Genomic DNA, 12,739 nt, shown 5'->3' on the forward strand with positions numbered 1-12,739 from the left:
CAACCACTCTGGTACGACCACTATTTTCTTGGTGATACTACTAGAGAATCAAGAGATATGCCAAAAACAAAAAACCGCGAACTACGTCGCGGTTTTTAAATCTTGGTTTATTAGAAATTTACCAAATTAGCGTTTATTCGGTCTTACTTTTTCGTAACCGTTAACGTAGGTGCATTTCCATCAGGGCCAGATACCTTAAACTCGTATAGACCAGACTCTGCAACTTCAATCATTAGATTATTGTTACTTGCGCCAAGTGTTTTCGGCTCGCTAGGCGTTACTACGTTGCTTGCTGCATCGTTCGGGCTGCCAAGGTTTACTGTCGACCAGTCTTCAGAAGCGACTTTGAATTCAATACTACCTGCGCTCAATTCAATGTCTGCGGTATAAACACCTTCTCCTTGATATTCAAACATATCGACCGCTCCCCAGCCATTCATACCACCACGAATATAAACTTGAGTGTCGCCCCAAAACGCTTCTTTAAATACACCAATGGTTGGCGCATCTAAATCAGTGACGTTGAATACGAACACATAGCGGTCTGCGGTTTCAATGTTCAAAATAAGATTGTCGTTAGTGGCGGCGAGTCCCAATGTCTGACCAGGCGCAAGGTTGCGATCTGAATCATCGGCTGAGATCGCACCGAAGTTCACGGTATTCCAATCTTCTGAAGAAACCTTAAACTCGTAAGTCCCTGGCTCAACATCACGAGAGAAAGTGTAAACACGTCCGCCTTGGTAAGCAAACTCCTCAGCCGTACCCCAGTCGTTCATTGCACCACGAAGATACACTGGTGTGCCAACATAGGGCTCTTCGTTCTCAACCATAAGGATTGGTGCTTCGCTATCAGTCGCATCAATAGTAAACAGATAGGTCGCGCTCGTCGCTGGTGTAAATGAAAGGTTGGTATTAGTACGTGCAAGAACCTTTTCTTCACCCGCTATTACCGTACCTTCTTCACCATCCGCTGCGCCAAAGTTCACTGTACTCCAATCTTCAGATGCGAATTTGAATCCATATGTAACGCCACCTTCAAGTGTAGCTGTTACGGTGTACTTACCGTCACCCTGATAGGCAAATGCATCATCCGTTGACCAACCATTCATATCTCCACGCAGGTAAGCGATGGTGTCGCCGTAAGGAACAACATCAGGCGCACCAGACGTGGCATACGCTGATAGTCCATAACCTTGGGCTCCAGACTGTGGTTTTACGAACACAGCAATAGTTAGTGCAGGAACGGTAAAGGTTCCATTACCATCTTCACCTTCTACAAATGTGGCGCCGCGTACCGCAGCATCGACAGAATTCATTTGTGTGGCGTGAAGCGAAAAACCTGTTGCTGTGTTTACCGTGATAGACTTCTCTTCATACCCTGTATTCACTAGCACCATAACCGCATCATTCATCATGTCTAAATCTTGGCGAGGTACTTCGCTGTTTTCAGATATGCCGTCATCAATACTCATCGCTATAAGACCACGCTGCTGGCGTTCGCCAATATTATGGAAACCTATACGGTCGATGATGTCTTCAGCGGTGGTTAATCTAAACAGCGGACTTGTCATTCGAATATTAAGCAATTCTGCAAACACATCAGAGGCAAACATTATATCTGCCATTGAGGCCGCGCGATTTGGATTGTAAATGAATTCACCCATTTCTTCCCAACGGGCTTCGTTGTCTTGTGCCAACGGTAAACCTACGTTCCAATTGTTCGTTTCGTAGGTGAAATCGACGTAGTTAAACCAGTCGCCCGCATCATAGGTATTTCTATCCATTGATTTTGAGCGAAGCATGTCGCCGCCCATTTGTAAAAATGGAATTCCCTGAGACACTAGATTAATACCCATTGCTACATTTTGGGCACGAACCCGCTGTTCTAGAGTAATATCTTGTGGAAGCGTGTAGTTTAACTGATCCCACAATGTTTCATTATCGTGCTTCGACACGTAGTTAATGATATCCGCAGGATCTTCTGCATAGCCGCCTAAGTTACTGGTAGCGCCTGCACTTCCTGAAGACGTCTCCAAAACATAGTCTTTTAACGTTCCGATCATGCCCATTTTTACACGGTCTTGCGCGCTTAATAGCCCTTCATCTTCCGGCCTAAAGATAGCGCCTTGGCGAATAGCTTCGCGAATACGGTCGTTATAGGTACCAATCTCGGTACCAGCCATATTGAGCTGGCTCGCTTGCTCGTAACCGCGGTCTATTTTAGTCCAGCCTTCGCCATAAAAGTAGTTATCTTCGTCGATAGCTTGAACCGCATCACGCAAGCGTACCATAGTGTCTTTTGTAGCTTGGCTCATGATGTCGAAACGGAATGAATCATACTTATAATGCTCAGTCCACATCAGCAGCGAATCTTCCATGAACTTTTCCATCATGACATTGCGAGGCTCTGTGTCATCACAGCACGTTTCACGAACAATCGCACCCGTATCCACTTCATAACGGTGATAGTAGCCCGGTACCGCTTTGTCTAATACTGACTTACTGAAAACACCAGACGCATTGGTATGGTTATAGACTACATCAAGTGCAACACGTAGCCCCATCTCGTGAAGTGCTTGGATCATGGCGCGCATTTCTACAATGCGTTCTACTCCCTCTGCACTCGACGCATAGCTGCCTTCGGGCGCGTTAAAGTGATGAGGATCATAGCCCCAGTTGAATGTATCTAGATTACGTAAATCATTAGTAAGTTGCTGAGCTTTACCCGCTTGAGATAAAGGATCGTAACCGTTGTAAACGTCAATTAGCAATGCATCAGCGCTTTCTTCTTCACATACAGCAGCACTGCTATTTAAGCGACACAGTTTGCCTACCGTATCGTATAAATCTACCGTTTTTGTTGGATCCTCATCGATGGTTGCAATGTCATTTGCTGGGAGTATATGGAAGTAAGTAAGCCCTGCTTCAACAAGCTTTTTAAGGTGCTCAACCGGTGCTGTGCCCTCTTCAGTAAAGGCAAGGTATTTACCTCTATTTTCCTCAGACGTAGACATATCACGTACGCTAAAGTCACGAACGTGCCCTTCGTAAATGACTGCATCTTCATAATTTTCAACCGTCGGAATAGTATGAGTATCCCAGCCTTGTGGTTTTAAATCATCATCAGCTAGATTTACGAAGCGAGAGAAACGGCCGTTTGTGCTTAGTGACACAGAATATGGGTCTGTAACAAGCAGCGTTTCTACATTCCCCGTAATAGGGTGATAGACGGTAACTTCATAACGGTAAAGCTGACGGTCAAGGGACATATCGCCTTCATGACGCCAGACACCAGACGTATCATCGCGAACCATATCAATACGTTGGCTTAATGTCTTGTTGTCGTTATAAATCAGAAGATCAACATTTGAAGCAGTAGGCGCCCACAATGCGGCAGTAATACCTGTATCAGAGTAGATACCACCAAGTTGAGCTTCGTCAGCATCGTCTTCACCGAGCGTATATAGTGCGTCTATTCCGTTAGCCAGTTGGATCCCGGTCGCAACAACAAGCGCACCGTCAGCATCGTAACCCCCTACTACGGCTTGTGTCGTCAACACGGTTTTAGCATCTTCAACCGACCAGTCGCCTTCCCAAGCCTGCATAGCAGATAAGTGCGGCGCACGGGCAGATTGCTCTTCGGTAAGTGTTGTACTCATTAACGTTACTTGAGTACCGTTAATACCCTCTTCCAGCGTACTCTCTAAGTCAGCCTCTGCTGAATAGTGAAGTTTCACCTCTGAAACGGTTTCAGGTACGTCCCATAAAATAGTGTTGGCATCTAACCAATGCGCGCCAAAACCCTCGATATCAACAGGCTGAGGACCAAGAGACATGATAGGAAACTCGAATATGGTTGCCTCGCCAGAGAGGGTAAAATTCATGCGTACAAATGTTTCATCATCTTGTACTAAAGAACCCTGGAAGTTTCCGCCCCCCATTTCTTTTCCGGCATCGTCAGTGCCTTTGTGGATGATGAAATTGTGACAGCTTCCATACCCTTCTTTAAGGTCTAGAATCCAATACGCACCATAGTTAGGATCGATACCGCTATGAATGCGACCGTTGGCCCAATCCGTGTCTGCGTCAGCATAAGCATCACACTCGTCATTGTTCCAAGTATGTAGTCTCCAGCCTTCATAAGCTGCATCGTTACTTGAGTTATCAGCGTCAACAGCAGCCCGATTATAATAAAGTACAGCTTGATTAGATGAAGGGGTAAATACAGGTGCAGGTAAACTGGGGTCAGCACCGGCTTCACATGCATCGTTCGCTTCATTAGGTACGAGCGGCGCATCGCATTGAATAGGTGGTGGCGGTTCACAAGCCGTACCGGTTGAATTAGGTACATTTGGAACCTCACAGGTAAGCAGATCGTTCGTGCCCGACTCTACGCCCGAGCCACCGCAACCTGCAAGTGTATATGCGCCTACTACGAGTAACGCAGCGCGCACTACTCTTTTTTTAGTAAACATAGAATTCTCCTGAATTTTTTCGCTACTTTTGGCAACCGAATATTCCTTCGTGTTGCTAAATAAATTACCTAAGATGCTGTTTTTCATAGTTGATATGTCATCCCTAGGTAATATTGCGTACCAAAGTATTGGATAGTGCCGGTTTGCTCTTCTGATGAGAAATAGCTCTTCGTTGGCTCGTCTGTTAGGTTGTTAACTTGAAATAGTACGCTCCAATTGTCGTTAATCTCGTACGACGCTTGGTAATCAATAACCAATTCTTCATCAAAATTAACCACCTGATCGTTTACCGCTACTTGCTGCGAAACAAATGCGTCGCGATATCGGCTAGACAAGCGAGTTTCAAAACCTTCGTATTCCCAAAACACGGTTAGCGTAGCAACGTTTTCAGAAAGACCTGGTAAGTTAGCGGCATACACGTCATCACCTAGCGTGCGTTGAATTTCACTTTCGGTGTAAGAGTAACTTGCGCTAACGCCTAAGCCTGACCACATACCAGGCAGCATGCTATAAATTTGCGTATAGGCGATTTCTAAACCGCGAATATAGCCACCTTCGGCATTGTTTACGGCTGTGCTGTAGCTACCATTTTCAGTAGGGACGGTAATAAAGATAGGGTCGCCATTTTCATCAAGCGCTAGTTCGGCTTCCTGTCCTGCAAACTCTGGCGTCAAGTAAACCGGCACACTTACATTGTCAGGAATTACTATGCCGTTTGCTTCAAAATCATAAGGCTCTATTTCGATGTCTTCTACGAACGATTCAATGTCTTTATAAAAGCCAGCGACAACTAATGCGCCTTCCGTATCTGAGAAATAATACTCCCACGAAACGTCGTATTGAGTTGCATAGAATGGCTCTAAATACGGGCTGTTACGGGCGTTACCGCTAACCCTTGCCGTGGGGTTAGAAAGCGCAATTTCACCCGAGTCTCTGTCTTGGAAAGCGGTAACCGTTTCAATAGTGGTTGACGCATTTGCTGCAAAACGGTTTATTGGCGCTCTGCCCATCACCTTTGCAGCAGCTACGCGAAGTTGCGTGTCATCTGAAAGTTTAAAGTTCAGGTTAATTGAAGGCAAAACGTCAGAATATTCATGACTTATCAAGGCTGGGCGATAAAAGTTATTAATCAACCCTACGTCGTCGATAATGTTTTGTGCACCAGCCGTAGGGTCACTAACTTCAACCGACGTTCCGGTCTCAAGGTCTTCAATTAACTGAGTAGCACGCTGTAGCGTCGTTGAACTTTGTTTACTTTTAACGTAACGAACACCAACATTACCTGTAACAGGAATACTGCCAATTTCTGTATTAATGTTTGCCATCAAGTAAGCAGAATTCACAGTTTCAAATACATCGCCACTTTCTTGTAGCGTCCACGCAGTAGCTGGCCCTGTACCTGGACCATTAATAACGCCGGCAGCGCCAGGTCCCCACGTTTGAACAGGGTGTGGCCTACCGTTTGGAAACCAAGCATTAAGTGCACTGTCTAGATCAACGGAAAGATAACTTGGAAAATAACCAAAATCACCGCTCCAATTTACCTCTTCGACCATATCAGAAGTTAACTGAAGTGGCGGTTCGCTGACTGAAAATGCACTGTCATTGCCGTATTCAAACACAGAGCGGTCATTGTTATATTCCCGTTCTGAATAACGATAGCCAAATTCAAAGCCTGAAATGATTGGCACATCGACATAATATTGGAAGTCTACGCGATAGGCGTCTAACTCATCTTTGTTTTCATACGGATAAATGCCGTATTTACTTACCATTACACGGTCTAAGTCTGTAAAAGCATCACTTTGATTAAAACCGATATCAGGTAAGTTTAGTCCGTTGAGCAAATAAGAAATTTGAACGTTTTCGTCGAACACGGGGTTTGCCGCTGTCGCGTCTTCGCCAACAAGCGACCACAGTAAGCCGTTTCTAAAGTCGCTTTCAGCACTTGAGCGGGAGACGTCAAACTGAACCGCTAAATCTGGCGATATCTCCCAACTAGCATTCACGCCCAAGTTGGTAACACTGTCGAAATCTTGATTGTCGTCGTTTACCAACTCAACACGGGTAAAGCTGTTGTCTGCACGAGAAAATGTGCCGCCAATTACGCTGTTGTTTACTACTACAGGATTAGTTATACCAGCGTTTATTCCACCTAGATTAACGCGAAACCCACGTGCAAAGGCTTCGGAGTCAAATTTCGAGATAAAAGCATCAGCTTTAAGTGTAAAGGTATCGATAGGTGCCCATTCAAACGCGGCAACGTAACCATCGCGAGTCTCTTCCCCGCCCTTGTGCTGCATTTCAAAGCCTTCTGAAATGAGTTCACAATTGGGGCAATCTGCTGGCCCGTCTATATCACCTTCAAGTCCGTCTACATCAACTTGACCGTTATAAGCTAAACCAATGAATTGAGTAGAAACGCTCGGTTGGAATAAACGAGCATAACCTAGTGATACACCTAGCGTATCGTCAAGGAATTTACCTTGATATGAAAAACTCAGTCTATGTCCATACTCTGTAGCATCACTCACCTCTGACGCTCTATCGTTGTACATGCCACGCATGTTGGCGCTGAATTTATGCTGCTCTTCAATGGCAAGTGGTGATGCAGTTTTAAGTTCTACCGTACCCGCTATACCCCCCTCAATAAGCGATGCCTTGGGAGATTTATAAACCGCCGCCTCACTAATAAGCTCTGAAGGATACTGATCAAACTCAATTGCCCGGCTTCCGCTGGTCGATACCTGCTCTCTACCGTTTAATGTAGAAAACACAAAGTCACCGGATAGACCACGAATGTTTATCTGCGCGGCTTGCCCCCCGGTTCTTACCGCAGAGATACCCGGCAAGCGGGTCAGTGCATCCGCCATCGACACATCGGGAAGTCCGCCCAAATCGTCTGCAGATATTTGTTCAGAAACCGTATCGGAGAAGCGTTTCTGGTTTAGTGATTGGATCAAGCTGGTACTAAAACCACGTACTTCAATACGCTCTAGGGTATCTTCTTGTGGTCGTTCAACTTCGTCTATTGAGGTGTCTGGTGACTCTTGGGCATAAAGAGGAGCTGCGCTAAACGCGACCCCACTACTTATCAAGGCCGCCATGATAGTGCTGGGTTTGAATGTTTTCATTGGTGTCCCATTCCTTGTTTATTATCGACACTTTTAGGACTACCACCCCCAAAAATGCCTCTTATGGTTCAACACCAAATACTACTGTTTTGTATAAAAAGGGAGCAATGCTATGCATACGTATTCATTTACATCGGCGCAACATATTTTTAATTTACCAGTAAAAAACCAGCATAATTGTAACAATTCATCCTTAAAAACGAATAAAGCAGCCTTTTGGCTGCTTTATCCTTTACCTGTTTAGTTAGCTGATGCGTTCGTTCGCAGCACTTCTAACCATATGAAATTATTCAACTCATTGCGCGTTTATACTTTGCAACCATCCCATTTATATACTCGTCATGTGTCGGCAGCTTAGCAATGGGCTCTTTTTTGATTTCCAATAACCTTTTTAACATTTGATTTAACTGAACTTCAGGCACACTGTCTACCAAACCGTGATAATCCTTAGGAGTGATCCCCTGACCGTACAATACCTGTAGCCATGAGCTTTCAAGGAATAGATCATTTTGTTCTCGTAGCAGATTTCCGCTTTCTTTAAACAACGCAATTTTATGTGCTAGGGAATCGGGCAAAGTAGTATTTCGCATGTCATTGAAAAAGGCGCTATCGGTTCGCTCATTTACGGTGTAATGCAAAACAAGAAAATCTCTGATTTGTTCAAACTCTAATTCAGACTGCTTGTTATATTCCGTTTCCAAACTCGGTGCAAAGCCGTTGTGGGGAAACAACTGAATTAAGCGAACAATTGCAGATTGAATGAGGTGAATACTGGTAGATTCAAGTGGCTCTAAGAATCCACTTGATAGACCTACTGCTACTACGTTTTTGTACCACTGCTTACGTCGTCTGCCCGTCGTAAACTTTATCAGTTTAGGGTCGCCCAATGGTTTGGTATCTAAGTTTGACAACAAGGTGTCACAGGCCTGATCATCACTGATATAGCGTGAACTATATACGTGGCCATTACCATTTCTGTGTTGCAGTGGGATCCTCCATTGCCAACCCGCATCGTGGGCAATAGAGCGCGTGTAAGGCGCGGTTTTTTCATGTCGCTCAGACGGTACAGCAATGGCACTATCACAAGGAAGTAAGTGAGACCAATCGTCGTAGCCAGCGCCCAGCGCTTCCTCTATCAATAGCCCCTTAAAGCCCGTGCAATCAACAAATAAGTCCCCTTCAACCACGTCCCCCCTTTCTAAGTGAAGTGCTTGAATAAAACCGCTGTCGGTAAAACGTTGAACACGTGAAATTTTACCTTCTTTGCGTACAACCCCCATATTTTCACTCAGCTTTCGTAAATACTGAGCGTATAAACTGGCGTCAAAGTGATAGGCGAAAGGTAGCTCAACGACTGGGTCTTTGGCATTTATCTGCGCAAATCGTCCCGCTTCAGCGGCATGGTAATTTAGGTCAAAATCCCACAGGTCGTCTTTTAGGCCTTGCTGGCGCGCCTTTACCCAATAGTGATGAAAATGACAAAACGCCATGCTTTTGCCCGGCGCACCAAAGGTGTGATAGTAGCTTTCACCCTTCGTTTTCCAATTTTCGAACCGTATAGCAAGTTTTATCGTTGCTTTAGTATCATGAAGAAACTGTGCTTCGTCGATACCTAACACTTGGTTTACTAGGCGTATTGGGGGGATGGTAGCTTCGCCAACACCGACCGTACCAATCGCTTCAGATTCAACCAGAGTAATATCAACTGCTTTACCCAACACCTTTTTCATTAATGATGCAGCTAACCAACCAGCCGTTCCACCGCCGGCAATCACTACACGCTTTATCGGTTTATTATGAGGATCTTGCATAAACTTCTCGCAATTCGTACCAAAAATTTTGAAGGGTTCCTTTCATACAAAAAGAAAAGCCACCATTTGCTCTCTCTTTTAGCACAAGCTAAAACAAAAAGCAGCAGGTGGCTTTACACACACGAAGAAATTAGAACTTGTAGTTAAATCCTAGCAAGTAGTTCGTTCCATAAGTTTGGAACTGCGTGATTTGACGGCCGTCAGCCGCTGACGCTTGAATATCATCTTCATCGGTCAGATTCTGTGCTTGTAAAGTAACACGAAGGCCTTCTAGATATTCGATACCAGACTCGCTAAAGTCATAGCCAATTTGCGCATCAACAAGCGTACCGCCTTGCTTCGTTGCATCAACAAGCGCAAGACTTGTACCTCTTTCCTCAGTCAGGAACTGATCGCGTTTTGTTGCAGCCAAACGGAACTCAAAGCCAGCATTTTCATAGAAGAAAGTCATACTGTACGACTCTTCAGACAAGCCAGGAATACGTGTTTCAGTTTGGCCAGGTGCCGCGTCAACTTCACCATCCATGAAGGTTGCACTCGCGAACAAGCCAAAACCTTCGAGTGAATTGTGGATCATGTCAAAGGGTAGTGAACCCTGAAGTTCGTAACCACGCACAAACCCCTCGAACCCATCCAATACTCGGTTAACTTGCCCCTCAAATAGCACTGGAGTTTGACCTTCAGAGCCTTTGTGCAAATCTGGAATATAAAATTCACTAAAATCTTCTACAATTGAAGTGTCGCGATGCCAGTTTTTTATATCCTTATAGAAGAAAGACACAGCCACATAGCCCGTATCTGCAAAGTAGTTTTCGTACGCCAAGTCAAATTGATTAGCCTCAAGTGGTCGCAGCTCAGGGTTGCCCGCACTACCACTCCATGGGCCATTTTCAAGGCTATCACTAGTTATCTGTCCGTCATTGAAAGCAAATGTAACTTGTGTATTCGGACGCATATCATCCATACGAGGACGAGAAATTACTTTGCTTAAGCCCAAGCGTACAAATTGACCTTCAGCAACTTCTGCAGATAAATTAAGTGTTGGAAGCACATCTGTATAATCAGTGCCACCCGATATAGGGTTTGCAATCGTGTACCCTACTGTATCTGATGTAGTAGCAAAGCCTGTAGATTCTTGATCCGCACTTACTACTTGCAGGCCTACGTTACCGCGCACCCAAATATCACCAAATTCCATCTCTAGGTCTAGTTTGGTGTATAAAGTAAGTAGTTCTTCATCAACGGTGTAAGTATCACCTAGACGGTCATTTTGAACACGGCTCGCATCGTTTTCAATGTAATATCCACTTTCATATAACGCCAGTGAGTCATATGCAAGCACACCATTAATGCCGATAAAATTAAGGTTAGTTACACCAAGCACATCGGGTATTGCTGCATCATCTGGATAAGAAGGCGCTGTAAGATATGCACCATTGTTATCTTTAGATTTTGAGCGGTCAGAGTAAACAACACCTGCAGAAAGGCCTGTTACCACACCCCAATCTACATAACCCTTAACGTCGAAACGAAGGGTATCAAGCTCTTCTTCAAAAAACGGTTGGTTTACGAAGCCATCCTGTCCGTCAGACTCTAGTAAAGGTGGTGCTCCCCAGGCTTGCGGACCTGCAAGGCTAATAAGTGTTGGGTCGGTAAGGTCAACCGGTGCAATGGTTGGGTGGTCAGAAAACAGTACGCCAGAAGACGTCATTTCCCAACTGCGTGCAGTAAGGGGACGTCCGTCAATACCGGCACGACCGACACCAGAATAGCTCTCTACCTCTATGATCTCTTTCTCTACTTTACCAGTGGAGTAGTCTAGCTCTGCTGTCCATGAGTCATTAATTTGATACTCGACATTAACACCAACCGTTGTTAAGTCAGCATCTTGTTGACGCGCATCATTTCGAACGACACTATAAAAGCCATTTGTATAGCCACTCGTTACAAGCCCATTTTCAACACCGGTAATTACATACGGATTAGGGCCCCACTCAGGGCCACCTTCTTCAACGCCTCGACGCACATCATTTTCAACAAAGTCGATGTAAAGAGCATCTAGCTGAATATTCAATTTATCAGTTGGAGCCCATTCAACTACTGCCGCTATTGAATCACGTTCAAGCATCGCTGAGCGCTGGAATGAGTCATGTCCACCAAGGACTACAGTTCCAGCAGGTACTTCCACTGAATCCAAATCACGTAGTTCACTATCAAAACCGACATCTGCATAACCCCAACCGCGGAAGTATTGCTCCTGGCGCGGCGACTCCATGCTCGCAACAGTTAACGCTAAACCAATGGTATCGTCGGCAAATTGATCGACAAAGTTTACAGAAATGCGGTGACCGTCGTTGTCAAAATCTGGGTTTGGAGAGTCTTCAGCATTCTTTTCGAACGTGCCGTTTACGGTAAACGTGCTTTCTGCCGTTAGAGGCTTAACCGTTTGAAGGTCAATTGAACCACCGATATTTTGGGTAGTCATGCCCGCTTCTGGTGTTTTGTATACCAGAATGTTTGAAATGATTTCCGTTGGATAAAGGTCAAACTCAACCCCACGGTTATCACCCATACCTAGAAGTTCACGACCGTTTAGTGACGTACCAACGTAGTTCTCGTTAAAACCACGAACAGAGATACCACTTGTACGACCGTTACGACGTTCACCAGTTACACCAGGAAGACGTGCGATTGATTCTGCAATACTGGTATCTGGTAACTTACCAATATCTTCTGCTGATAACGCTTCAACAATTGAAGTGTTATCCATTTTGATTGCTTGAGCACGCTGTAAGCTGCCGCGAATACCGCTAACTTGAATTACTTCAAGATTTGCTTCATCAACAGCATCAGTGTTTGCATCTTGTGCAAATGCTGGTGCACTACCAAACGCCATACCGCCTGAAATAAGCGCAGCTTTAATTAGGTTGGGTTTAAATTGTTTCATAAAACGGGTGTCCCATACGGTTATAGTTGTTGTCTTTTTGTTGTTCTTATGACAATTAAATGACAATACATCTCGTCGGCATAATGCTATAGAGGACCTAGGGTTTGCACAATTGCCTGCATACGTATTCAATAAAATTTGTGCAACACGCCGTTAACAAAGGATACGCAGGCCTTTATGTAATTTAACAACACAATATGGATTGTACGGGACTTTTACGGCAGATAGTTGTAATTTTGTTACAGGTATTTCTGCAGAGTTGTTAATAAGCGCGCACAAAAAAGCCCGCTTAAAGCCTGTCTCTTATACACAAATCCCTACTAAGTAATTAGTGGGGATTTTTTTGAACTATTCCTCCAGACTCTGATCAGA

4 protein-coding genes are annotated in these 12,739 nt (G+C 44.8%); all 4 read right to left on the minus strand.

The genetic code is table 11. The features are described from left to right. Window positions 1-143: 143 nt before the first annotated feature. The 4 genes from QME20_RS17485 to QME20_RS17500 all read right to left on the minus strand — a co-directional run bounded on the left by QME20_RS17485 (window position 144) and on the right by QME20_RS17500 (window position 12,367). A complete protein-coding gene (locus QME20_RS17485; RefSeq protein ID WP_281716314.1) occupies window positions 144-4,475 on the minus strand; it encodes an alpha-1,6-glucosidase domain-containing protein in 4,332 nt (1,443 codons plus the stop codon). Window positions 4,476-4,558: 83 nt separating this feature from the next. Beyond that, window positions 4,559-7,609 carry a TonB-dependent receptor gene (locus tag QME20_RS17490; RefSeq protein ID WP_281716315.1) on the minus strand — a complete coding sequence of 1,017 codons (3,051 nt, stop codon included), beginning with the start codon at window positions 7,607-7,609 and terminating at the stop codon, window positions 4,559-4,561. A gap of 290 nt (window positions 7,610-7,899) precedes the next feature. Beyond that, window positions 7,900-9,420 carry a tryptophan halogenase family protein gene (locus tag QME20_RS17495; protein ID WP_281716316.1) on the minus strand — a complete coding sequence of 507 codons (1,521 nt, stop codon included), beginning with the start codon at window positions 9,418-9,420 and terminating at the stop codon, window positions 7,900-7,902. Between the two features lie 130 nt (window positions 9,421-9,550). Next, complete coding sequence (locus QME20_RS17500) at window positions 9,551-12,367, minus strand: TonB-dependent receptor (RefSeq protein WP_281716317.1); 2,817 nt, start codon at window positions 12,365-12,367, stop codon at window positions 9,551-9,553. Between the last annotated feature and the right edge of the window lie 372 nt (window positions 12,368-12,739).

This window comes from Alteromonas sp. CyTr2 (assembly GCF_947311905.1).
Taxonomy (GTDB): Bacteria; Pseudomonadota; Gammaproteobacteria; order Enterobacterales; family Alteromonadaceae; genus Alteromonas; species Alteromonas macleodii.

Excerpts from the sequence above, each read along its gene's own strand:
- QME20_RS17485 (WP_281716314.1), bottom strand. The coding sequence starts at position 4,475 with ATGTTTACTAAAAAAAGAGTAGTGCGCGCTGCGTTACTCGTAGTAGGC.
- QME20_RS17490 (WP_281716315.1), bottom strand. The coding sequence starts at position 7,609 with ATGAAAACATTCAAACCCAGCACTATCATGGCGGCCTTGATAAGTAGT.
- QME20_RS17495 (WP_281716316.1), bottom strand. The coding sequence starts at position 9,420 with ATGCAAGATCCTCATAATAAACCGATAAAGCGTGTAGTGATTGCCGGC.
- QME20_RS17500 (WP_281716317.1), bottom strand. The coding sequence starts at position 12,367 with ATGAAACAATTTAAACCCAACCTAATTAAAGCTGCGCTTATTTCAGGC.